The following is a 23,866-nucleotide window of genomic DNA, read 5'->3' as shown; positions in this document are numbered from 1 at the left end:
GCCGGTCGACCCTGCGGTCATGAAGCGTTCAAGTGTCCGGCGGCTCGCCGGTTTCTTTCTCGTGCTGGTGACGGCGGGCGCCTTGGGTCTCGCCGGAGCCACTCCCGCGGTGGCCGCGGCCACTGGGACCGTGAAGACGGCGGGTGATCCGCTGAACGTCCGCCGCGCACCGAGCACCTCCTCGACCGCGGTGCGCACGGTCGCCAACGGCGCCTCGGTGACCATCGACTGCCAGACGATCGGGACCTCCGTCGCCGGCCCGCTGGGCACGACGACGTTGTGGGATTACGTTCCCGCGCTGGGCGGTTACATCTCGGACGGTTACGTCTACACCGGTTCCGATCAGCGCATCGCGCCCGACTGCGGAGTCGGTTCCGGCAGTGCCGAATGTTCGACCGGCGTCTGCGCGGGTGAGGGGCAGTTCCGTTCATCGGATGCTCATTTCCTCGTCTACGACAAGGACGCCGACGGCAAGTCCGCCGTGGTCGCCTACTGGCTGAAGGGCGGCGCCGGCCCGTTCTACGTCTGGGCTTCCGGCGGCAACGGCACCCACGTCGACAAGGCCGTGCCGGTCGCGAAGGGATCGTGGGTCTATTACAAGGTCTGCGTCGCCAACGCCGCCGCCAATCCGACGCTCGAAGCCTGTAGTGGCGGCATCACCGATTACGCCGCGTGAAATCCCTCCCCGTTCTTTCCCCACTTCGAAAGGTTGAATTTTCATGGGCCAGGTGAATCGGCGGGCGGTACTCCTCGGCGGTGCCGCGGCGGTTTCGGCGGCGGCGTTGTCGTCGACGGTGCCTTCGTGGGCGAACGCGAGAACGCTGGCGGCGGCACCCGCCATCCACGATCCGTTCCAGCTCGGGGTCGCCTCGGGTGACCCGCTGCCGGACAGTGTCGTGCTGTGGACGCGGCTCGCGCCCGCCCCGCTGAACCCCGACGGTTTCGGCGGGATGCCGGACGCTTCGTACACAGTGGACTGGGAACTCGCGAACGACCAGGCGTTCACCTCGATCGTGCAGCGGGGCACCGCGACCGCGGCCCGCGCCTCCGGGCACAGCGTGCACATCGAACCGGTCGGACTCGAGCCGGGACGTGAATACTTTTACCGGTTCAAGACCAGCGGCTACATCTCGCCGGTCGGCCGGACCAGGACCGCTCCCGCCGCCGGTGCCGCGGTGAACCAGCTGAAGTACTGCTTCTCCTCGTGTCAGCACTGGGAGGAAGGCTGGTACCACTCGTACAAGGGCATGCTCGCCGACAACCCGGAACTGGTGCTGTTCCTGGGCGACTACATGTACGAGCGGAAGTCCGGCCGTGCCGCCGCCGAGCGGAATCCGCGCAGGCTGGCCTTCACCGAGGACGTCACGACCCTCGCCCAGTACCGCGCGCGGCACGCCCAGCACAAGACCGACGCCGACCTGCAGAACGCGCACGCGATGGCGCCGTGGCTCGTGGTCTTCGACGACCACGAGGTGATGAACAACTGGAACGGCACCACCAGCCCGGCGACGGACGCGCGCAAGGCAGCCGGATTCCAGGCGTTCTACGAGAACATGCCGATCCGGTCGACCGCCAAGCCGAGCGGCGCGTCGATCCGCCTGTACCGCCAGTTCACGTGGGGGAACCTCGCCCGGTTCCACATGCTCGACACCCGTCAGTACCGCAGCGCGCAGGTGCCCGACCCGTCCGGTTCGACGGGACCGGCGTGCACCGACATGCGGTCGACGTCGCGCAGCATCCTCGGCACCACACAGGAAGCGTGGCTGCTGAAGGCATTGGAGACGCAGCCGGCGAAGTGGGACTTCCTCGGCCAGCAGGTCTTCTTCGCCACCCGTGACGGCGACGGCAACAAGGCGACGTGCGAGAGCCCCGACTCCTGGCAGGGTTACGAGGCTTCGCGCGACCGGATCGCGAAGGGCATCGTGGACCGCAAGGTGCCGAACCCGATCGTGCTGACCGGCGACGTCCACCGGCACTGGGCGGCCGATCTGCGCCGCGACTACTTCAACCACAGCGACCCGGTGTTCGGTTCGGAACTCGTGACGACCTCGGTCACGAGCAACAGCGACACCGCGACCGACCCGTCGTCGACCTGGCTCGCGAACAACCCGCACATCAAGTACTGCCGGGGAAAGCGCGGCTATGTCCGGGTGACGGCGTCGCAAACCCAGATGCGGGCGGATTTCATGACGGTTTCGGACACCACCGAGTACGACTTCTCGAAGGTGACCTTGGCCGCGGACCGTTCGTACGTCGTCGAGGCGGGCAAGCCGGGACTGCAGCGGGTCTAGTCAGGAGAGCAGGTCCACCAGCGCGTCACCGCGAGGAGTCCGGACCACCAGCACGACCTGGCCCTCGCGGTGCCGCTGGATCAAACCCGCCGAAACGAGCTGTTCGCAGTGGTAGGTCGCGGTGCTCGCCGCGCACGACAGCAGATTCGCGATCTCGCCCATCCGGGCGGGTTTTCCCAGATGCCGCAACAGTTTCGCGCGGTGGGCGCCGACCACCAGGTCGAGCCCGTCGACACCGGGGACCGGTTCGGTCTTGCCACCGTCGAGCAGACCGTCGAGCCCCGGCAACGGGTAGCCGATCCAGATGGCGTCCTCTTCGTCGAAGTTGGACACCACCGAACGGCTGCCCGCGAGCATCGGGACGAGGATCAGTTTGCGGCCGCGGGTGGTGTATCGCGCCGGTTCGGCGTCGGGCAGCAGGAGACATCCGTTGCTGAACCGGAAATGGGGCCGCAGCAGGCCGAGTACCGCGTCCGTCCCGCCGCGGACGGAGGCGACGCCGATGCGTTCGATCTCGCGGTCGAGCAGGGGACGGGCCTTGGTCCAGAGATTTTCGGTCGCCAGCCTGGTCGCGGTGAAGGCGTCCGCGAGCGAGGCGGCCCAGCGTCTCGGCTGGTCGGCGGCCTGCCGCCACTGCGCGGGCAAGCGGTCGCCGAAGACCTCTTCCAGGCCTTTCAGGATGTCGGCCTCCGGCAGTTCGCGCAGCATCTCCGCCTGTGCGGCGGCGGAGGAGTCCGCGCCGGGGCTGATCGGGACGATGAAGTCCGGTTGTACCGAAGTGCCGCGGCGGGCGAGGGCACTCGCCGCGCGGTATCCCTGCTCCGGGATCGCCGAGCCCACCTGACGGCGCCAGGCGGCGGGCAGGCCGCGGTCGTACCCGCCGACGACCTCGACGAGCATCGAAACCAGTGAGATGTGCGGGGAAACCGTCACACCGACCGGGATCGTGCTGGTGTCACCGAGTTCGAGCCGGGTATAAGAAGCCGGGGGCGGCGTCTCGCGCATCCGGTCGTCCCTCCTGGGAGTGGGCGTCGCAGCACGCGATGTTAGCGCCTCCGGTCAATACCCGGCACCCGCCCGGAAACCGACCGAAGGACGCTTTCCCCAGGTCGGAAGCGGGGAAGGCGTCCTTCGGCCGGTGCGGCGACCTCAGCGGGCGAGTTGCTCATTCATGATGAGGAACGCGCCGAGACCGTGGAAATCGTTGGTGTTGCGTTTACGCGCGTAGTAATACGCGGTGTCGCCGACGTTGGTGCCTTCGGAAATGTTCGCGATATCGGTCAATCCTTCGGGATTGGTCGAAACCTGGGACAGCACCCCGCGGTACCCCTTCGCGGCCACAGGCCCGTACTCGGGGCCGACGTAGCCGCGTTGCACCGCGCGGGACAGCAGGAACGTGTACATCGCCGAAGCCGAGGTCTCCAGCCAGTTGTCCTTGTCGCCGCCCCGGTCGACGACCTGGAACCAGCGGCCCGAAGCCCGGTCCTGCCAGCGCCGGTAGCCGGCCGCGAGGAATCCGACGACGTCCACGAGACGACGCCGCCGCGGATGGTCGCGGGGGAGGATTTCGAGGAGGTCGATCGCCGTCATCCCGAGCCAGCCGATCGCCCGCCCCCAGTGGTACTTCGAATGCCGTCCGGCGCCCGAAGCCCACGGTTCCGAGCCGTCCTCGTCGTAGGCGTGGTAGAGCAGGCCCTTGGCGGGTTCCTTGAGGTGGTCGAAATAGACGCTGACGTTCTTCGCGGCCTCTTCGTAGCAGTAGCCGGCATCGCCGAAGGTCTTGCCGTACAGGGCGAGGAACGGCTGCGCCATGTACACGCCGTCCGCCCACAGCTGCCCGACCCGGCTCGTGGCGTGGAACATCCCGCCGTCGGACGTCCGGGGATAGGACGGGAAGCGGCCACGCAGCTGCTCCGCCGCGGTCTTGTACTTCGCCTGCCCGGTTTCGGTGTACAGCAAGGGGAACATCTGCCCGGAGCGCATCGCGTCCAGATTGGTGAACCCGTTGGAAATACCGCTGTCGGTGACGAATCGGTCGTACCACGCGAGGATGTAGTCGAGGTAGGACTTCTCGCCGGTGCGCCGGTACACCAGGTACTGGCCGTAGAGGTAGAGGCCACGGGTGTAGCCCCAGCCGCCGAGCGTGGCCGGGGTGTGGCGTTTCATCGTCGAGTCGACGACCGCGCGCGACCAGTCCACCGGCGCCGCGGTGGCCACGCCGGGCAGGGTGAGCGCGCCGAGGGCGCCCGCGGTTCCCGCCAGCACGGTGCGTCGCGAAAGCCGTGCCGCGAGAAGAGGATCCGGTGCCATTCGAGGTCCTTCCTGCGCCGGGGAACCGGGAGAATGAGTGGCCGGGACGCCGATCCGCCGTCCGTCGCCATCCCGGCCGAACAACGTCTACCCGCGTGTTCGACGGCGAGTCAAGAGAGATCCGATCTCTTACGTCATATATCAGATATGCCACTCGAATGGGCGCTCCCGGTCGCCGGGACGGTCCCGCTGGGCGGCACTTTCCGTCTCCTGGCCCGCGCTCGCCTACGATCGGTGCGTGAACGAGCTGACCTTCCGCGGGCGCCGCGTCGCCAGGGACCGCGCCCTGGTCATGGCTATCGTCAACCGGACCCCCGATTCGTTCTACGACAAGGGCGCGACCTTCTCGGATCCGGACGCGCTCGCCGCCGTCGCCAGGGTGGTGGCGGAGGGCGCCGACATCGTGGACATCGGCGGGGTGAAGGCGGGCCCCGGCGCGGACGTCGACGTCGAGGAAGAGATCCGACGGGTGGTCCCGTTCGTCGAGCGGATCCGGGAACTGCATCCCGACCTGGTGATCAGCGTCGACACCTGGCGCCACGAGGTGGGCAGGCGCGCGGCGGAGGCCGGCGCGGATCTGATCAACGACACCTGGGCGGGCGCCGATCCGAAACTGGCCGAGGTCGCCGCGGAATTCGGCACCGGTTACGTCTGCTCGCACACCGGGAACGCCGTCCCGCGTACCCGCCCGTTCCGGGTGCGCTACCCGGACGTCGTCGCGGACGTCGTCGCGGAGACGACGGCCCACGCCGAAGCCGTCGTGGCGCTCGGTGTCCCGCGGGAAGGGGTGCTGATCGACCCGACGCACGACTTCGGCAAGAACACGTGGCACAGCCTCGCGCTCCTGCGGCACGCGCGGGAACTGGCGGACACCGGCTGGCCGGTGCTGATGGCACTGTCCAATAAGGACTTCGTCGGGGAGACGCTCGGTGTGGAACTCGCGGAGCGGGTCGACGGCACCCTCGCCGCGACGGCCTGGGCGGTGGCCGAAGGGGCGAAGGTGTTCCGGGTGCACGAAGTGCGGCGTACCCGGCATGTTCTGGAGATGGTCGCGTCGATCCAGGGTGTGCGGCCGCCGGCGCGCGCGATCCGCGGGCTCGCTTAGCCGCGGTCGGTCGCCGGCGCGATTCGGTCTGCGATCGGGCATTTCGCGTGACCGCGGGGACGACACTGGTGATCAGACGGACGACACGCGTGACTGGATGGACGACACACGCGCCGGACCGCGGCAGGGGGCTAGGCGTCCAAGGGGATGACGGCCGAAACCGTGGTGCCCGAGCCGGGTTCGCTCGCGACGGTCAGTTCGCCGCCGAGCGCGCGGACCCGGTCACGAAGGCCGTGCAGCCCGGAACCGCCGCCGAGGTCGGCCGTGCCGACGCCGTCGTCGTGGACGTCCACCCGCAGGCCGTCCTCCCCGACGCGGATGCACACCCGGACCTGCTCGGCTTGCGCGTGTTTCAACGCGTTGGTGACCGCTTCCGAGACGACGAAGTACGCCGTCGCCTCGACGGCGCCGCTGAGCCTGGGCACGTCCGCCCCCGCGAGGTCGACGGCGATCGGGACGCGGTCCAGCAGCGACCGGACGGCGGGGATCAGCCCGGCCTCGGTGAGGATCGGGGGCCGCAGTCCGCGCGCGAGTTCACGCAATTCGGTGACGGTGGCCTGCAGTTCGTCGATCGTGCCGGTCAGCAGGGTCGCGACGGCGGGCGTGAGGTCGTCCCCGAGCCGTCGTTCCGCCATCCGCAGCAGCAGTACGACGCTGACCAGGCGTTGCTGTGCCCCGTCGTGCAGGTCGCGTTCGACCCGTCGCCGCTCGTCGTCCGCGGCGGCGACGATCCGGGCGCGGGAGGCCTGGACCTCGACGAGACGTTCCTCCAGTTCCGCGGCCAGCCGCTGGTTGTCCAGCACGAGCCCCGCGGCGGCGTTGAGCGCGTCGATCGACCGGCTGTCCTTCCACACCTCGTCGTCCTGCACGAGCGCGGCCAGCCCGGAGCCGTCGCGTTCCAGCAGGAGCCGGATCATCTCCGCGTTGCCGACCCGCGCCCGCAGCACCCCGATCAGGAACGTCAGCGGCCACAGGCAGAACGAGATCCGGTAGACGTCCAGCAGCGGTTCGGAGAACGGGTGCCCGGAGCCGAGCGCGCTGCCGACCGTGGTGCTCACCGCGCCGACCACGGCGATCGCGAGGACGGGGGAGAGCAGCCGCCGCTGCGGAAGCCGCCCGGCGAGCCAGCGGTAGAGCAGCACCACCACGACCCCGCCGCCGATCAGCGCGCCGACCAGCTCCAGCAGCCGTTTGACCAGCTGTTCGGCCTCCGGCGAGGCGGCGACCGCGGCGAGGTTCCGCGGATCGTCGTTGACCAGCAGGCCGAGGACCGCCGACCCGAAGACCACGGCGTACGCGGAGAACGCGAGGATCCGCTCCCCTCGGGACCGGAGTTTCCCGTGGGGGAAGGCGAGTACGAGATGCGCGATCACCGGACTTGACGCGGCCGAGAGCGCCAGGCCGAGGGTGTGCGTGAGCGGCTCGTCGGAGAACTGGAGGTCCTCGGTGAACAACGCGAGCCCGGCCAGTGCGATGAGCAGGCCGATGGGGTTCGAGGCCCGGCGCACGTGCGCGACGGCGCCGGCGAGGAGGAAGAGGAACCCCGTCGTGGACGACAGAGTGGTGTCGAGCACGGTGTGCGTGCCGTCGGCGATCTTGAGCGTCGTCGCGACGACGCCCATGCCGATACCGGCGGTCAGCACGCCCGCCATCGCGACGGTCCGAGGGTGCGTCACCACTAAGCGTGATTCGTCCGTTCGGCCCGGACCGTTACACCGGTCCTGAAATGTGGAACACCTGTTCCGCCAGGTGTCAAGGATTCTCAGCATCTTTCCCGTCATTCGGATGGCGATGCAGGCACGTGGGTGAACATGCGACTCTCGCGCCACCACCCGAGCCGAAGTCGTACCCTCCGAAAGGCGACCTTCCGTGAGCACCCACCACAGAACCCGTTTGCTGGCCGCGGCCTTCGCCGCCTTGACCTTGGCCGGCGGGATCGCGGGGTGTTCACGCGCGGACAGCGGCGCCGCTCCGGCGGAGCAGAAGAGCCAGGGCGCCGCGGCCGAGGTGCGTGTCGGGTACTTCCCCAACGTGACGCACGCGCCCGCGCTGATCGGCGTCAAGAACGGCTTCTTCGCCAAGGAAATCGGCTCGACGAAGCTCACCACGCAGACGTTCAACGCCGGACCCGAAGAGGTCAACGCGCTGCTCGGCAACTCGCTCGACATCGCCTTCATCGGCTCCGGGCCCGCGATCAACGCCTTCACCAAGTCCAAGGGCGCGATCCAGCTGGTCTCCGGCGCGGTCACCGGCGGCGCGCAGCTGGTGGTGAAGCCCGAGATCACCGCTCCTGAGCAGCTCACCGGCAAGAACATCGCGACACCGTCGCTGGCGAACACCCAGGATGTCGCGCTCAAGAAGTTCATCGCCGAGAAGAAGCTGCCCGACGTCAAGATCACCAACCTCGAGAACCCGAAGACGTTCGACGCCTTCAAGAAGGGCGAGCTCGACGGCGGTTGGCTGCCCGAACCGTGGTCCTCGCGGCTCGTGCTGGACGCGGGCGCGAAGGTCCTGCTGGACGAGAAGAACCTCTGGCCGGAGGGCAAGTTCCCGACCACGGTCGTGATCGTCCGCAGCGAGTTCCTGCAGCAGCACCCGGAGACCGTCACCGCCATCCTCAAGGGTGAACTCGCCGCCATCGAGTGGGCGAAGACCAACCCCGCCGAGGCGAAGAAGGTGGTCAACGGAGAACTCAAGGCGCTCGCGGGCAGCACACTGAGCGAGGCCGTCCTCGATCGCGCGTTCTCCGGTATCGAACTCGGCATCGATCCGGTGGCGTCGACCTTCACCCAGCTCGCCCAGGATTCGGTGACCGCGGGCGTGGTGAAGTCCGCGGTGGACCTCAAGGGGTTCGCCGATTTCGGCCCGCTCAACGCCGTGCTCAAAGAGCAGGGCAAGCCCGGCGTGAACGCGCCCGGGCTGACGAAGTGACCGGAGGGGATCAGCGATGACGACCACCTTGGAGCCCGGCTTGTCCACCGAGGTCGCCGTGCGGCTCGACGGGGTGCGGAAGGCGTTCGGGCCGACCGGCCGCGCCGTCGTGGCCCTCGACGGGATGGACCTGACGGTCGCGCCCGGCGAGTTCGTCTGTCTCCTCGGCGCCTCCGGCTGTGGCAAGAGCACCCTGCTGAACCTGGTCGCCGGCCTCGACCAGCCGACTTCGGGCTCGATCACGCTCGAAACCTCCCGGCCCGCGGTCATGTTCCAGGAAGCCGCGCTGATGCCGTGGCTGACCGCGGCCCGCAACGTGGAACTGCCGCTGCGGCTCGCCGGTTTCGGCCGGGCCGAGCGCCGCGAGAAAGCGGCCGAACTGCTCGAACTCGTCCGCCTCGGCGGCGCGGGTGACAAGCGGCCGCACGAGCTGTCCGGCGGGATGCGGCAGCGTGTCGCGCTCGCCAGGGCGCTGGCCGCGACCCTGCGCGTCGGCGGTGACGCGGAGCAGTCGCTGCTGCTGATGGACGAGCCGTTCGCCGCGCTCGACGCCATCACCCGCGACGTCCTGCAGGGTGAACTGCTGCGCGTCTACCGGAGCACCGGCACCTCGGTGCTGTTCGTGACCCACGACGTCCGCGAGGCCGTCCGGCTGGGCCAGCGGGTCGTGCTGCTCTCGTCGCGGCCGGGCCGGGTCGTGCGGGAATGGCGCGACGTCCAGGCCTCCGACGCCGAAGAGCTGACCCTGGAGATCACCGGTCACCTCCGGGAGGTGATCAGTACCCATGCCGCGGCTTGACCGCCCTGAAGCCGCGGTGGAAGACGCCGACGAGGCCGTCGGCGCGGGACTCGATTCGCTCGACACCCCGACCGGGGAACGCCGGGAAAGCCGGGGCAAGCGGTTCCTGCGCGGCTTCGTGCCGCCGGTGGTCTTCCTCGCGCTGCTGATCGCGCTGTGGCAGGCACTGTGGGCCGCCGCGTTCTGGCCGGAGGCGATGCTGCCCGCGCCGCTCGCGGTGTGGGACGAACTCGTCGGGATCACCGTCGACGGCGAGATCTTCGAATTCGTCTGGACGTCGGTGCACCGGGCGGCGCTGGGCTTCCTGATCGGCGTGGTCATCGGGACCCCGCTCGGCCTGCTGGTGGCGAAGGTCCGCATCGTGCGCGCCGCGGTCGGGCCGTTCCTGACCGGGCTGCAAAGCCTTCCGTCGGTGGCGTGGGTGCCGGCGGCGATCCTGTGGTTCGGGCTGAACGACGCTTCGATCTACTTCGTGGTGTTGCTGGGTTCGGTGCCTTCGATCGCGAACGGCCTCGTCTCGGGCATCGACCAGATCCCGCCGATCCTGCCGCGCGTCGGACAGGTGATGGGCGCGAACCGGCTCTCGTCGGCAAGGCACATCCTGCTGCCCGCCGCGTTGCCCGGATTCCTCGCCGGGCTCAAACAGGGCTGGGCGTTCTCGTGGCGTTCGCTGATGGCCGCCGAGCTGATCGCGCTGTCCCCGGCGCTGGGCAAGGGGCTCGGCGCGTACCTCAACGAGGGCTCGTCGTTCAACAGCATGGAGGCCGTGATGTCGGCGATCTTCCTGATCCTGCTGGTCGGCGTCGGTATCGAGCTGCTGGTGTTCCGTCCGCTGGAGCGTTCGGTGCTGCGGGCGAGGGGGCTGACGGCCTCGCTGTAAGTCGTTCATCTTCCGGAGGTGGCAAACCTACGACACCGTAAGTTACGGTGTCGTAGGTAGCGTTTTCCGTACCCTGGAAGGACGAAACGCATGACGGTCCCCGAAACCACCCGGCTGATGCTCGAGCTCGAGGGGACGGTCGAGGAGAACCTCAACCGGCATCTCTCGGTCGCCAAGGAATGGATGCCGCACGAGTACGTGCCGTGGGACGAGGGCCGGAACTTCGCCGATCTCGGCGGCGAGGCGTGGGATCCCGAGCAGTCTCGGGTGTCGCCGATCGCGCGGACGTCCCTGGAGGTCAACCTCCTCACCGAGGACAATCTGCCGAGCTACCACCGCGAGATCGAGCGTGCCTTCGGCCGCGACGGCGCGTGGGGGACGTGGGTGCACCGCTGGACCGCTGAAGAAGGCCGCCACGGCATCTGCATCCGCGACTATCTGCTGGTGACGCGTGCGGTCGATCCGGTCGAGCTGGAGCGTATGCGGATGCAGACGATGGAGGCCGGCTACGACAGCGGCGACAAGGCGCTGCTGAACGTCTTCGCGTACGTGTCCTTCCAGGAGCTGGCGACGCGGATCTCGCACCGCAACACCGGGAAGTACACGCAGGATCCGTTGTGCGAGAAGCTGCTCGCGCGGGTCGCGATGGACGAGAACCTGCACATGCTCTTCTACCGCAACCTGGTGCAGGCGTCGCTGGAGCTTTCACCCGACGCGATGATGCGCGCCATCACCGACGAGGTCGTCCAGTTCCAGATGCCGGGCGCGGTGATCCCGAGCTTCGTGCGGAAGGCCGCGCTGATCGCGAAGGCGGGCATCTACGACCTGCGGATCCACCACGACGAGGTGATCTGGCCGCTGCTGCGGCAGTGGAAGATCTTCGAGCTCGAAGGGCTCGGCGAGGTGGGGGAGAAGGCGCGGGACGAACTCGACCAGTTCCTGAAGGCCCTCGACACCCAGGCGTCACGTTTCGAAGAACGTCGCGCGGCCGCCGAGGCCCGCTCCGCCGCCCGTCGCTCGTGATCGGAGCCGTCACTCGCGTGATCAGAGGCGTAACTCGCGTGATTGGAGCCAGATCACGGAGTTACGCCTTCGATCACGCGAGTTACGCCTCCGGACACGCGTGATCCGCCTTCAATCACGCGTGTCCGGGCTGGATCAGCGCGAGCGGCGCGAGCCGGCCCGGGTTCCCGACGAGAACGCGGCGGCACCACCACGACGGGCCGGAGCACCGCCGGACTGGTTCCGCGAGGATTGCGACTTCGCGGCGCCGGAGCCGCGGCGCGGCTGCGCCTCGGCGGCGGCGCGACGACCTTGGCCGCCCTTGGGCGCGCCTTCGCGACGTCCGGTGGACTCGGCACCGCGACGGCCCTGGCCCGCGGAAGCGCCGCGACGGTCGCCTTCGGTACGGGGCTGACGCGAACGGCCGTCCGAGGAGCCACCGCGACGTCCGCCGCCGGAAGCGCCACGGCCACCGGCCGAGGGACCGCGGCCACGACCACCGCGGGCACCGCGCCCGCCGCGAGCCGGACGCTCTTCGTCGGCACCCTTGGCCGGGATGGCCTCACCGGACGCGGTGACCTTCTTCGGCCGCGTGTCCACGATCGGCCGCCGCGGCGACGCGGTGAACGAACGCTCACCGGGCGCCAGCTCCGACAGCAGCGGGTGGCCGGGGCCGAGCTGTGTCGTGGTCGGCTTGATACCCGCCTTGCGGGTGAGGTCGCGGACGTCGCCGACCTGCGCGTCGGTCATCAGCGTGACGACGGTGCCGGACGCCCCGGCCCGCGCGGTCCGGCCGGAGCGGTGCAGGTATGCCTTGTGCTCGACCGGCGGATCGGCGTGGATGACGAGCGTGACGTCGTCGACGTGGATACCGCGCGCGGCGATGTCGGTCGCGACCAGCGTCTTCGCCGCGCCGGACGCGAACGCCTCCAGGTTGCGGGTCCGCGCCGTCTGGCCGAGGTTGCCGTGCAGTTCGACCGCCGGCACGCCGGAGGCCATGAGCTTGCGCGTCAGCTGCTTGGCGCGGTGCTTCGTGCGGGTGAACACGAGCGTGCGGCCCGGGGCGGCGGTGAGGTCGATCAGCACCGGCAGCCGGTGGGTCTCCTCCAGGTGCAGCACGTGGTGCTTCATGGTCGCGACCGGCGACTGCGCCGAGTCGACGCTGTGCGTCACCGGGTCGTGCATGAAGCGCTTGACCAGCACGTCGACACCCGCGTCGAGGGTCGCGGAGAACAGCAGACGCTGCCCGCGCTCCGGGGTCTCGGCCATGATGCGCCGCACGTCGGGCAGGAAGCCGAGGTCGGCCATGTGGTCGGCCTCGTCCAGCACGGTGATCTCGACGTGGTCGAGCTTCGCCTCGCCGGACCGCATGTGGTCGGCGAGCCTGCCGGGGCAGGCGACGACGATGTCGACGCCGTCACGCAGGCGGGTGATCTGCGGGTTCGGGCTGACCCCGCCGAAGATCGTGGTGACCTTGAGGCCGAGCGGTTTGGCCAGCGGCAGGAACGACGCCTCGATCTGGGTCGCCAGCTCGCGGGTCGGCGCCAGGACCAGCGCGCGCGGGCGGCCGGGGCGGCGCCGCGTCGGGCCGTCGGCGAGCCGGGCGAGGACGGGCAGCACGAAACCGTACGTCTTGCCGGAGCCGGTGCGGCCGCGGCCGAGGACGTCCCGGCCTGCCAGCGAATGCGGCAGCGTGGCGGCCTGGATCGGGAACGGGCTGGTGACGCCCTGTTCGGCGAGGGCGTCGACGATCGTCTTGGACAGGCCGAGTTCGGTGAAGGTAGGTGTGCTCATAAGCGTGTGGGCGCACGGGCGCCCTGGTATCTCCGTAAGAGTAGAAACGGTTGTCCTGCCCGGCGCAGACCTCGGGGGCCGCGGCGCGTGGTCTTCGACAACGAAACGCGGCCCGAGGCAGAACTGAGCGGACCGCAAGGCCAGTGTACTGGGTCGTGATCTCCCGGGCTACGTGATATCGCCCGCACCGGCCCGCCGATGTTCGTCGGTTCGTACGAGCCGGACCCGGCCTCGCGGTGAAACGCTGACCTGACCGGACGAAAGGGGACACGGGTGTCGAACGTTCAGGAACTGCAAGGGGTGCTCGACGAGGAGGCGCGTCGCGCGAGCGTCCCCGGGGCCGCGGTGGGGGTGACGCACCGGGGCGAGGAGTCGGTGTTCGCCACCGGAGTGTCCAGTGTGGACACCGGGCTCCCGGTCGACCCCGGCACGTTGTTCATGATCGGCTCCACCAGCAAGACGTTCGCCGCGGCCGCCGTCATGGCACTGGTCGAAGACGGGGTACTGGACCTGGACCAGCCGGTCGTCGAACACCTTCCCGATCTCCCGCTGGCGGATCCGGTGGCGCGGAAGACGGTGACCCTGCGCCAGCTGCTCACGCATTCGGCCGGGTTCCTCGGCGACGTGGACTTCACCACCGGGTGGGGTGACGACGCGCTGGCCCTCGCGATCGCGAAGTTCGGCGACCTCCCGCAGAATTTCGCGCCCGGCGAGGTGTTCTCCTACTGCAACGCCGGGTTCCAGCTGGCCGGGCGGGTCGTCGAGGTGGCCGCGGGCGAGCCTTTCGAAGACGTCGTCCGCGCCCGGCTGCTCGAACCGCTCGGCATGACCGAGTCGTATTACCTGCCGTGGGAGGTGCTCACGCGCCGTCACGCCGTCGGTCACGTCCTGCGAGACGGCGGACCGGCGGTCGAGCACACCGTGGGCCTGACCCGCGCGGACAGCGCGAGCGGCGGTCTCTGGTCGACGGCGGGTGACCAGCTGAAGTGGGCGCGGTTCTTCCTGACCGGTGAGGCCGAGGGGAAGGCGCCGCTCAGCGAGGCCACCCGCGATCTCATGCGCGCGCCGCAGCGCAAGGCGGCGCTGCGCTTCGAAGAGGTCGGCCTGAGCTGGCTGCACACGACGCACGGCGAGGCCCGGCTGGTCCGGCATGGCGGCAACGTGAGCAATCTGCAGCTGTCGGAGTTCGTGACGTTGCCCGAGCACGATTTCGCCGTCACGGTGCTGACCAACAGCGCGGGCGGATCGGCGCTGGGCGCCAAGATCGTCGACTGGTGCCTGGAGAACGTGGTCGGGCTGCCCCCGCTCGTGAGCCCGCCGTCCGTGCCCCAGCCGGATATCGCGGAGTACCTGGGCCGCTACCAGACCGGTGACCTGGCGTTCGTGATCAGCGACCGGGACGGCGCCCTCTGCGCTCAGATGGTCGCCGATATCGAGGACTTCCCCTCGCCTCCGCCGTTCGAGGCCGTGTTCGTCGGCGACGACGCGATCGCCCCGGCCGCGGACACCCGCAAGCCCACCGCGCGATTCCTGCGCGACGAGCGTGGACGGGTGACTTCGGTCGAGTTCGGTGGCCGGACGGCGAAGCGAGGCGCTACGGTTACCGGGTAGTAACTTCGGCTGACCAGGAGTGACCATGAGCGAAAAGGCGACCGCGTTGTTGCTGAACCCGGGTGGGTACGACCCCCAGCAGTTCGACCCGGAGACGCGTCGCCTGTTGCGTGCCACCATCGAGTGGTTCGAACAGCGTGGCAAGCGCAAGCTCGTCGAGGACTACCACGACCGGACCTTCTACGCGGACTTCATCGAGTTCGCGGGCAAGGAAGGGCTGTTCTCGACCTTCCTCACTCCCGGCGCCAACGCCGAGGGGAACCCCGACAAGCGCTGGGACACCGCGCGGGTCGCGGCGCTGTCGGAAATCCTCGGCTTCTATGGCTTGAACTACTGGTACCCGTGGCAGGTCACCATCCTCGGCCTGGGCCCGGTGTGGCAGAGCGCGAACGAGGCCGCCCGCAAACGCGCGGCGGACTCGCTCGCGGCCGGCGGCGTCGCCGCGTTCGGACTCTCCGAAAAGGAGCACGGGGCCGACATCTACTCGTCGGACCTCGTGCTCACCCCGGACGGCTCGGGCGGTTACCGCGCGAACGGCTCGAAGTACTACATCGGCAACGGGAACTGCGCGCGGACGGTGTCGGTCTTCGGCCGCATCGAAGGTGTCGAGGGGCCGGACCAGTACGTGTTCTTCTACGCGGACTCGGAACACCCGAACTACCGCGTGGTGAAGAACGTCGTGCCGTCGCAGATGTACGTCGCCGAGTTCGAGCTCAACGACTACCCGGTGTCCGAAGAGGACATCCTGCACGTCGGCGCCGAAGCGTTCTCCGCGGCGCTGAACACGGTCAACATCGGCAAGTTCAACCTGTGCTTCGGCGGTATCGGGATGTCGACGCACTCGCTGTACGAGGCGATCACGCACGCGCACAACCGGGTGCTCTACGGCAAGAAGGTCACCGATTTCCCGCACGTGCGCCGGGAATTCGTCGAGGCGTACGCGCGGCTCGTCGCGATGAAGCTGTTCTCCGACCGCGCCGTGGACTACTTCCGCAGCGCGAACGCGGACGACCGCCGATACCTGCTGTTCAACCCGATCACCAAGATGAAGGTGACCACCGAGGCGCAAAAGGTCATCGGCCTGGTCGCGGATGTGGTGGCGGCCAAGGGTTTCGAGGCCGACACCTATCTCGCGATGTCCAAGAACGACATCGACGGCCTGCCGAAGCTCGAAGGCACGGTGGCGGTGAACCTCGCGCTGATCGCGAAGTTCGTGCCCGCGTACCTGTTCGCGCCGCAGGCTTACGAGCCGGTGCCGACCCGTTCCGACGCGGCGGACGACGAGTTCCTGTTCCGTCAGGGCCCCGCACGCGGACTGTCGAAGGTGCGGTTCCACGACTGGCGCGAGGCCTACGCCAAGGCGTCCGCGATCCCGAACGTCGCGCGGTTCACCGAGCAGGCCGAGGCGCTGGTGAAGCTGTTCACCGACGCGGCCCCGGACGAGGCGCAGCAGCAGGACCTCGACTTCGGCCTCGCGCTGACCGAGCTGTTCACGCTGGTCGTCTACGGGCAGCTGGTGCTGGAGCAGGCGGAGATCACCGGCATCGAGACCGAGGTCGTCGACCAGATCTTCGCCGTGCTGGTGCAGGACTTCAGCGTCGCGGCGATCGACCTGCACGGGAAGTCGTCCTCGACCGAGGCGCAGCAGGCGCTGGCGCTCGCATCGATCCGGAAGCCGGTCGTGGACGCGGACCGCTTCGACCACGTGTGGTCCCTGGTCCGCGATCTCTCCGGCGCCTACGCGATGAACCCCTGAAGTCCCGTGAAGGCCCCCTTCCCTCGGCTCAGCCGAGGGAAGGGGGCCTTCACGCGCAAAGTGACCTTACTTGCCGAAGCCGGCCTTCCGGAGCGCGTCCGCCATGGCGCCGCCGCCACCGAAGTTGCCGCCGCGGTCCCGGCCGCCGCCACGGCCGCCCTGGCCGCCGCGCTGGCCGCCTTGACGCTGACCGCCGCCCTGGCCGCGGTCACGACCGCCGCCGCCCTGCTCGCGGGCGGGCTTGCCGGGCTCGTCGTCCAGGCGCAGGGTCAGCGAGATCCGCTTGCGAGGCACGTCGACCTCCAGCACCTTCACCTTGACGATGTCGCCCGGCTTCACGACCTCACGCGGGTCCTTGACGAAGTTCTTCGACAGCGCCGACACGTGCGCGAGCCCGTCCTGGTGCACGCCGACGTCGATGAACGCGCCGAACGCGGCCACGTTCGTCACGACGCCTTCCAGCCGCATCCCCGGCTTGAGGTCGCCGATCTTCTCGACACCGTCGGCGAAGGTCGCGGTCTTGAACGCCGGACGCGGGTCGCGGCCCGGCTTTTCGAGTTCGGAGAGGATGTCGGTCACCGTCGGGAGACCGAAGGTGTCGTCGACGAACTCCGCGGGCTTGAGCGCCTGCAGCGTCCGCGTGTTGCCGATCAGCGAACGGATGTCGGTGCCGGTCGACGAAAGGATCCGCCGCACCACCGGGTACGCCTCAGGGTGCACCGAGGACGAGTCGAGCGGGTCGTCGCCGTCCGGGATCCGGAGGAAGCCCGCGCACTGCTCGAAGGCCTTCGGGCCCAGCCGCGCGACCTCCTTGAGCCCGCTGCGGGTCTTGAACGGCCCGTTCTCGTCGCGGTGCGCGACGATGTTCTCCGCCAGCGTCGTCGTGATCCCCGAAACGCGGGTCAGCAGCGGCGCCGACGCGGTGTTGACGTCCACGCCGACGGCGTTCACACAGTCTTCGACCACCGCGTCGAGTGACCGCGACAGCGAGATCTCCGACAGGTCGTGCTGGTACTGCCCGACACCGATCGACTTCGGGTCGATCTTCACCAGTTCCGCCAGCGGGTCCTGCAGCCGCCGCGCGATCGAGACCGCGCCGCGCAGCGAGACGTCCATGCCCGGCAGTTCCTGTGAAGCGAACGCCGACGCCGAGTAGACCGACGCGCCGGCCTCCGAGACGACGGCCTTCGTCAGCTTGAGTTCCGGGTGCTTCTTGATCAGTTCGCCGGCGAGCTTGTCGGTCTCGCGCGAAGCGGTGCCGTTGCCGATCGAGATCAGGTCCACCTTGTGGCGGGCGCACAGCGCGGCGAGTTCGGCGATGGACTGGTCCCATTTGTTCGCGGGCTGGTGCGGGTAGATCACGTGCGTGCCGACGACCTTGCCGGTCGCGTCGACGACGGCGACCTTGACGCCGGTGCGGAAGCCCGGGTCGAGACCCATCGTGGCGCGGGTGCCCGCCGGGGCGGCGAGCAGCAGGTCGCGCAGGTTCGCGGCGAACACGCGGACGGCGTCGTCCTCGGCCGACTGGCGCAGCCGCATCCGCAGGTCGATCCCGAGGTGCAGCAGGATCTTCGTGCGCCACGCCCAGCGGACGGTGTCGCCGAGCCACTTGTCGGCCGGGCGCCCCTCGTTGGCGATGCCGAACTTGTGCGCGATGCGGTTCTCGTACTCGGTCGGCCCCGTGCGCGGCTCTTCGGAGGGCTCCTCCGACTCCATCGACAGATCGAGGATCTCTTCCTTCTCGCCGCGGAACATCGCGAGGATCCGGTGCGAGGGGAGCTTGGTGTAGGGCTCGGAGAAGTCGAAGTAGTCGGAGAACTTCGCGCCCTCTTCGGCCTTGCCGTCGCGGACCTTCGAGGCCAGGCGGCCTTCCGCCCACATCTTCTCGCGCAGCTCGCCGATCAGGTCGGCGTCTTCGGCGAAGCGCTCGACGAGGATCGCGCGGGCACCGTCCAAGGCGGCCTGTGCGTCCGCGACACCCTTGTCGGCGTCGACGAACACCGCGGCGGCGGCCTGCGGGTCGGTGTTCGGGTCGCTCAGCAGCCCGTCGGCGAGCGGCTCCAGACCGGCCTCGCGGGCGATCATCGCCTTCGTCCGCCGCTTGGGCTTGTACGGCAGGTAGATGTCCTCGAGACGGGACTTGGTGTCGGCCGCCATGATCGACGCTTCGAGCGCCTCGTCCAGCTTGCCCTGGCTGCGGATCGACTCCAGCACCGCGACCTTGCGCTCGCCGAGTTCCCGCAGGTAGCGGAGGCGTTCTTCGAGGGTGCGGAGCTGGGTGTCGTCCAGCATCCCGGTGACCTCTTTGCGGTACCGGGCGATGAACGGCACGGTCGATCCGCCGTCCAGCAGGTCGACGGCCGCCTTGACCTGCCCCTCGCGCACGCCGAGTTCTTCGGCGATCTTCTGCTCGACTGTCTGCAGGCCCTGCACGCTCACTCCCACACTCCTGAAATCCGCCCTCGGGTGCTCTCGGACCCTGCATTCTGCCGCTCGCGCCGAGCCGACTTTCGTATGGCCTCCCCTAACCGAACCCTTGACAGTTGTATTGGTCTGTACCATTTTGATGTGGCCGACATCACCTGTTCGTGGAGGCCAGTCGTGAAAGTGAAGCCGAAACACGCGTTCCTCGCCCTGCTGTCGTCACTGGCCGTGTGCCTGGGGGTGACTTTCGCGGTCTCGGGCAACGCCTCGGCCGCCAACATCCTGACCAATCCGGGCTTCGAACTCGGGACCACGAGCGGCTGGACCTGCTCCGGCACGTCCTCCGTGGTCACCACGCCGGTCCACTCGGGAAGCCGCGCGCTCAGCGCCACCCCGGCCGGACAGGACAACGCCCGCTGCTCGCAGAGCGTGGCGGTCAAGGCCAACACCGCGTACACGCTTTCGGCGTGGGTGCAGGGCAGCTACACCTACCTCGGTGTCACCGGCACCGGGACGGGTGACAAGAACACCTGGACCCCGGGTGGCGGCAGCTGGAGCCAGCTCTCGCTGAGCTTCACCACCGGCGCGTCCACCACCAGCGTCGAGATCTACCTGCACGGCTGGTACGGCCAGCCCGCGTACTTCGCCGACGACGTGAACCTCGACGGCCCCGGCGGCTCGCCGACCACGACGCCGACCACGCCGACGACGTCCACGAGCCCGACGACCACCACGTCGAACCCGCCGACGACCACGACGAGCACCCCGCCGACCGGGAACCTGCCGAAGCACGTGATCACCGGCTACTGGCAGAACTTCTACAACGGCGCGAAGGCGCTCAAGCTCGCCGACGTCCCGACGAAGTACAACATCATCGCGGTGTCCTTCGCGGACGCGACGACCACGCCGGGCGCGGTCACCTTCACCCTCGACTCCGGTCTGTCGAGCCAGCTCGGCGGCTACACCGACGCGCAGTTCAAGGCCGACATCAAGACGGCGCAGGCGCGCGGACAGAAGGTCATCCTGTCCGTCGGCGGCGAGAAGGGCACGATCCGCGTCGACTCCTCGGCCGCGGCGACGAACTTCTCCAACAGCATGAAGTCGCTCATCGCGACCTACGGCTTCGACGGCGTCGACATCGACCTCGAGAACGGCGTCAACGCGACCTACATGGCGCAGGCGCTGCGCAGCATCCACGCGGCGGGCGGCACCGTCATCACCATGGCGCCGCAGACGATCGACATGCAGAGCCCGGCGGCGGAGTACTTCAAGCTGGCGCTGAACGTCAAGGACATCCTGACCATCGTCAACATGCAGTACTACAACAGCGGCTCGATGCTCGGCTGCGACCAGAAGGTCTACTCGCAGGGCACGGTCGACTTCCTCACCGCGCTGGCCTGCATCCAGCTGCAGAGCGGTCTGCGGGCCGACCAGGTCGGTCTCGGCCTGCCCGCGTCGGGCTCGGCGGCCGGTGGCGGCTACCAGGCGCCCGGCAACACGGTCAGCGCGCTGAACTGCCTCGCGAAGGGCACGAACTGCGGCTCGTTCAAGCCCTCGACGACGTACCCGGCGATCCGCGGCGCGATGACCTGGTCGATCAACTGGGACGCCTCGCAGGGCTACGCGTGGTCGAACACGGTGAGCGCGGGCCTGGCCGGCCTCCCGTGATGATCCGCTAGACCGGGGCGGGGCACCGTCGTCGCGCGGGCGACGGTGCTCCGCCCTTTCCACTTCATGCGTTTCGTCCTCTGGATGCGGTAGTTGGCAGGGCGAACTACCGCATCCAGAGGACGAAACGCGCGGGGGTTAGAGGGGTGTGAGGGGCAGGCGGAGGGCCGCCGGGGCCTCCGGAGGGACGACGGGCTTCAGCGGGGCGACGGGGGACAGGCGCCGGTAGGCGGCGCCGAGCGGCGGCCGGGGATCCTCCTCGCCCTTGTTGGGCCACAACGACATCGCGCGTTCCGCCTGCGCGGTGATGGTCAGCGACGGGTTCACGCCGAGGTTCGCCGAGATCGCCGAGCCGTCGGCGATGTGCAGCCCCGGATATCCGTGCACCCGCTGGTACGGATCGACGACGCCGGTCTCGGCGCTGTCGCCGATCGCGCAGCCGCCGATGAAATGCCCGGTGATCGGGATGTTCGCCAGATCCGTCCACGCTCCCTGCGCCAGCCCGCCGATCTTGTCAGCCACCCGCCGCGTGACCTCGTGCCCGGCGGGGATCCACTCGGGGTTCGGCTCGCCGACGCCCTGTTTCGTGGTCATCCGGCGGCCGAAGAGTCCACGTTTCGTGTACGTGGTCACGGAATTGTTCAGCGTCTGCATCACCAGCAGCCCGACCATCCGCTCCGACCAGCGTCGCGGGTTGTGCAGCCGCACCAGGTTCCGCCGGTTCCGCCACAGTTCGCGCGCGCCCAGCACCCATCGGCGTTTGCCCGGTTCGGCGTCGACGAGCACCGTCGTCAGCAGGCCCATGAAGTTGCTGCCCTTGCCGTAGCGCACCGGTTCGACATGCGTGACGGCGTCGGGATGGATCGACGACGTGATCGCGACGCCGCGCGTGAAGTCCGTGTCGTCGCGCAGCGAGCGCGCGGCGAGGACGGCCTCGGAGTTCGTCCTGGCGAGCAGGCCCAACCGCGGCGACAGCTCCGGCAGGATGCCCGAATCCTTGAGCGAGTGCAGAAGTCGTTGCGTGCCCAGGGAAGCGGCGGCGAACACGACGTGCTCGGCGGTGAAGGTCCGCTTTGCCTTGCGGACCCACCGTCCTGTTCGGACGGTGTCGACGGCGTAGCCGCCGCCGATCGGCCGGACCGACACCGCGGTGGTCAGCGGGTGGACCTCCGTGCCCGCCTTCTCCGCCAGGTACAGGTAGTTCTTGACGGTCGTGTTCTTCGCGCCCACCCGGCAGCCGGTCATGCACTCACCGCAGTGCGTGCACGGTTTCCGCAGCGGGCCCTCACCGCCGAAGAACGGGTCGACGTCGCGTGCGCCGAAGTGGACGCCGACCGGGGTCGGCCGGTAGGTGTCCGCGATCCCCATGTCCTCGGCGACTTCCCGCAGCACGCGGTCGGCCGGGGTGACCAGCGGGTTCTCGACCACGCCCAGCATCCGTTTCGCCTGGTCGTAATGCGGGGCGAGTTCGGCCTTCCAGTCGGTGATGTGCGCCCACTGCGGATCCCGGTAGAAGGTGTCCGGAGGCTCGTAGAGCGTGTTCGCGTAGACCAGCGAGCCGCCGCCGACACCCGCGCCGCTCAGGACGAACGTGTTCTTCAGCAGGGTCAGGCGCTGGATGCCGAAGCAGCCCAGTTTCGGCGCCCACAGGTATTTCCGCAGCCGCCAGGAGGTTTTCGCGAACTCGTCGTCGGCGAAGCGGCGTCCGGTCTCCAGCACGCCGACCCGATAGCCCTTCTCGGTGAGCCGCAACGCGGTCACGCTGCCGCCGAAACCGGAGCCGATCACCAGCACGTCGTAGTTCACCGCGGTCCCGCCGTCCGGTAGTCGCCGAGGTCGAGCGTCTTCGTCCGGCGGTCGTATTCGGTGACCAGACCGGGCCAGTTCGTGCTCACGCGCCCGTTCTCCTGGCGGTACCAGCTGGCGCAGGACGTCCAGACACTCTTGCCCAGCCGCCGCTGGATCTCCTCGTCGTACCGTTGCTCGACCTCCGGGACGACGTCCATATAGGACACTTCGGGTTTCGCGAGGTGTTCGACGGCCTGGCGGATGTAGCGGGCCTGCCGTTCGATCATGTAGATGATGGAGCCCGCGCCGAGGTTCGTGTTGGGACCGTAGACGCAGAACAGGTTCGGGAAGCCCGGCACGGTCATGCCGAGGTACGCCCGCGCGCCGCCCTTCCACGCGTCCGACAACGCTTTTCCGCCGAGGCCTTCCACCTTCAGCTCGCCGAGGAAGTCGGTCGCCGCGAAACCGGTGCCGTAGACGATGACGTCGGCCTCGTGCTCGACGCCGTCCTCGGTGAGCACGCCGGACGGGGTGATCGCGCTGATGCGCCGCGTCTCGACGGCGACGTTGTGCTGCGCCAGAGCGGGCAGGTATTCGTTGGTGAACAGGATCCGTTTGCAGCCCAGCGGGTAGTCCGGCGTGAGTTTCTCGCGCAGCGCCGGGTCCTTGATGTGACGGCGGCGCAGCTGGGCCGTCCGCAGCTCGAAGATCTTGGCCAGCAACGGATGCTTCGTCATCGCGTAGGTCGCGTATTCGGCGAGCAGGAAGATCCGGAGCCTGCCGAGTGACTGGGTGGCGGGCAGATGCCGGAACAGCCGCTGCTGCCAGCGCCGGTAGCTGGTGTCCCGTTTCGCCATGATGTAGGGCGCGGTGCGCTGGAAAACGGTCAGTTCGCCCGCCTGGCGCTGGAGTTCGGGCACGAACTGGATCGCGCTCGCGCCGGTGCCGATCACCGCGACCTTCTTGCCGCGCAGGTCGACGTCGTGATCCCAGTGCGCGGAGTGGAAACTGGCGCCTTCGAAGGTCTCCTGGCCGGGTATGTCCGGCTGGACGGGGCGCGAGAGCTGGCCGACGGCGGGGACGAAGACGTTCGCCTCGTACGTCTCGCCGCCCGCGGTCTCCACCCGCCAGAGCCCGCGCTCCTCGTCGAAGGCCGCGGAGGTGACGCGGACGCCGAACCGGATGTGCGGTTCGAGCCCGTAGCGGCGCACCACGCGTTTGAGGTACTCGTGGATGTCCGGTTGCAGCGAGAACCGCTTCGGCCAGTCGGGATTGGGCTCGTAGGAGAACGAGTAGAGCGGCGACGGGATGTCGCAGCCCGCGCCGGGGTACGTGTTCTCCCGCCAGACGCCGCCGGGTTCGTCGGCGCTCTCCAGGATGGTGAAGTCGTCGAAGCCGGCGCGTTTGAGCTCGATCGCCGTCCCGACCCCGCCGAAGCCCGTCCCTACGATCAGCACACTCGTATCGCCCATGCCGACCGAAGTTACCCAGCGGTCACCCCTGGTGG

At 69.0% G+C, this 23,866-nt stretch carries 17 protein-coding genes; 10 read left to right on the top strand and 7 right to left on the bottom strand.

Annotated elements, in window-relative coordinates; all coding sequences use genetic code 11:
* The first annotated feature begins 19 nt into the window (after window positions 1-19).
* Both AB8M46_RS37335 and AB8M46_RS37330 read left to right on the top strand, forming a co-directional pair.
* Window positions 20-676, top strand: a complete 657-nt coding sequence (locus tag AB8M46_RS37335) for a hypothetical protein (protein WP_125735535.1) — start codon at window positions 20-22, stop codon at window positions 674-676.
* Between the two features lie 43 nt (window positions 677-719).
* Window positions 720-2,291 carry an alkaline phosphatase D family protein gene (locus AB8M46_RS37330; protein ID WP_394363230.1) on the top strand — a complete coding sequence of 524 codons (1,572 nt, stop codon included), beginning with the start codon at window positions 720-722 and terminating at the stop codon, window positions 2,289-2,291.
* Here AB8M46_RS37330 and AB8M46_RS37325 read toward each other — a convergent pair whose 3' ends face one another.
* Window positions 2,292-3,296 (bottom strand): winged helix-turn-helix domain-containing protein, encoded by a 1,005-nt coding sequence (locus tag AB8M46_RS37325; RefSeq protein WP_378426359.1) that lies wholly within the window; start codon window positions 3,294-3,296, stop codon window positions 2,292-2,294.
* Between the two features lie 144 nt (window positions 3,297-3,440).
* On the bottom strand, window positions 3,441-4,601 hold the full coding sequence (locus AB8M46_RS37320; RefSeq protein WP_394363229.1) for a glycoside hydrolase family 105 protein: 1,161 nt from the start codon (window positions 4,599-4,601) through the stop codon (window positions 3,441-3,443).
* Between the two features lie 238 nt (window positions 4,602-4,839).
* Between AB8M46_RS37320 and folP the strand changes: the two genes are divergently transcribed.
* Entirely contained in the window at window positions 4,840-5,706 is an 867-nt protein-coding gene (gene folP / locus AB8M46_RS37315; RefSeq protein ID WP_125735531.1) for a dihydropteroate synthase, read from the top strand.
* Window positions 5,707-5,837: 131 nt separating this feature from the next.
* Here the strand turns inward: folP and AB8M46_RS37310 are convergent, their stop codons facing one another.
* The gene (locus AB8M46_RS37310; RefSeq protein WP_394363287.1) at window positions 5,838-7,358 is read right to left on the bottom strand and encodes a sensor histidine kinase; all 1,521 of its coding nucleotides are present in this window, start codon (window positions 7,356-7,358) and stop codon (window positions 5,838-5,840) included.
* 217 nt (window positions 7,359-7,575) lie between these two features.
* On the opposite strand from AB8M46_RS37310, the gene AB8M46_RS37305 reads away from it, so the two are divergent.
* From AB8M46_RS37305 to AB8M46_RS37290, 4 genes are all read left to right on the top strand, one after another.
* Window positions 7,576-8,637: an ABC transporter substrate-binding protein gene (locus tag AB8M46_RS37305; RefSeq protein ID WP_037346589.1), complete on the top strand. Its 1,062-nt coding sequence runs from the start codon at window positions 7,576-7,578 to the stop codon at window positions 8,635-8,637.
* A gap of 16 nt (window positions 8,638-8,653) precedes the next feature.
* Window positions 8,654-9,436 (top strand): ABC transporter ATP-binding protein, encoded by a 783-nt coding sequence (locus AB8M46_RS37300; protein ID WP_037346592.1) that lies wholly within the window; start codon window positions 8,654-8,656, stop codon window positions 9,434-9,436.
* Window positions 9,423-10,316: an ABC transporter permease gene (locus AB8M46_RS37295; RefSeq protein WP_394363228.1), complete on the top strand. Its 894-nt coding sequence runs from the start codon at window positions 9,423-9,425 to the stop codon at window positions 10,314-10,316. Before AB8M46_RS37300 ends, AB8M46_RS37295 begins: the two co-directional genes overlap by 14 nt.
* A gap of 90 nt (window positions 10,317-10,406) precedes the next feature.
* Entirely contained in the window at window positions 10,407-11,339 is a 933-nt protein-coding gene (locus AB8M46_RS37290) for an acyl-ACP desaturase (protein WP_394363227.1), read from the top strand.
* Window positions 11,340-11,474: 135 nt separating this feature from the next.
* On the opposite strand, the gene AB8M46_RS37285 is transcribed toward AB8M46_RS37290, so the two are convergent.
* Entirely contained in the window at window positions 11,475-13,112 is a 1,638-nt protein-coding gene (locus tag AB8M46_RS37285) for a DEAD/DEAH box helicase (RefSeq protein WP_394363226.1), read from the bottom strand.
* A 273-nt stretch (window positions 13,113-13,385) separates the two neighbouring features.
* On the opposite strand from AB8M46_RS37285, the gene AB8M46_RS37280 reads away from it, so the two are divergent.
* Together AB8M46_RS37280 and AB8M46_RS37275 are read left to right on the top strand one after the other, a co-directional pair.
* On the top strand, window positions 13,386-14,723 hold the full coding sequence (locus AB8M46_RS37280; RefSeq protein ID WP_394363225.1) for a serine hydrolase domain-containing protein: 1,338 nt from the start codon (window positions 13,386-13,388) through the stop codon (window positions 14,721-14,723).
* 25 nt (window positions 14,724-14,748) lie between these two features.
* Window positions 14,749-16,479 (top strand): acyl-CoA dehydrogenase, encoded by a 1,731-nt coding sequence (locus AB8M46_RS37275; RefSeq protein ID WP_378426369.1) that lies wholly within the window; start codon window positions 14,749-14,751, stop codon window positions 16,477-16,479.
* Between the two features lie 66 nt (window positions 16,480-16,545).
* Here AB8M46_RS37275 and AB8M46_RS37270 read toward each other — a convergent pair whose 3' ends face one another.
* Window positions 16,546-18,918 carry a Tex family protein gene (locus tag AB8M46_RS37270; RefSeq protein ID WP_394363224.1) on the bottom strand — a complete coding sequence of 791 codons (2,373 nt, stop codon included), beginning with the start codon at window positions 18,916-18,918 and terminating at the stop codon, window positions 16,546-16,548.
* Between the two features lie 162 nt (window positions 18,919-19,080).
* Here AB8M46_RS37270 and AB8M46_RS37265 point away from each other — a divergent pair, with 162 nt between their 5' ends.
* Window positions 19,081-20,571 (top strand): chitinase, encoded by a 1,491-nt coding sequence (locus AB8M46_RS37265; protein WP_394363223.1) that lies wholly within the window; start codon window positions 19,081-19,083, stop codon window positions 20,569-20,571.
* 138 nt (window positions 20,572-20,709) lie between these two features.
* Here AB8M46_RS37265 and AB8M46_RS37260 read toward each other — a convergent pair whose 3' ends face one another.
* Together AB8M46_RS37260 and AB8M46_RS37255 are read right to left on the bottom strand one after the other, a co-directional pair.
* Window positions 20,710-22,377 carry a GMC oxidoreductase gene (locus tag AB8M46_RS37260; RefSeq protein ID WP_394363222.1) on the bottom strand — a complete coding sequence of 556 codons (1,668 nt, stop codon included), beginning with the start codon at window positions 22,375-22,377 and terminating at the stop codon, window positions 20,710-20,712.
* Window positions 22,374-23,831 (bottom strand): flavin-containing monooxygenase, encoded by a 1,458-nt coding sequence (locus tag AB8M46_RS37255; RefSeq protein WP_394363221.1) that lies wholly within the window; start codon window positions 23,829-23,831, stop codon window positions 22,374-22,376. Before AB8M46_RS37255 ends, AB8M46_RS37260 begins: the two co-directional genes overlap by 4 nt.
* Window positions 23,832-23,866: the final 35 nt, after the last annotated feature.

The organism is Amycolatopsis sp. SB7-3 (genome assembly GCF_041021335.1).
GTDB classification, from domain to species: Bacteria; Actinomycetota; Actinomycetes; order Mycobacteriales; family Pseudonocardiaceae; genus Amycolatopsis; species Amycolatopsis japonica.
Note: the sequence above shows the minus strand (reverse complement) of the source record. Positions and strands in the feature narration are given on the sequence as shown.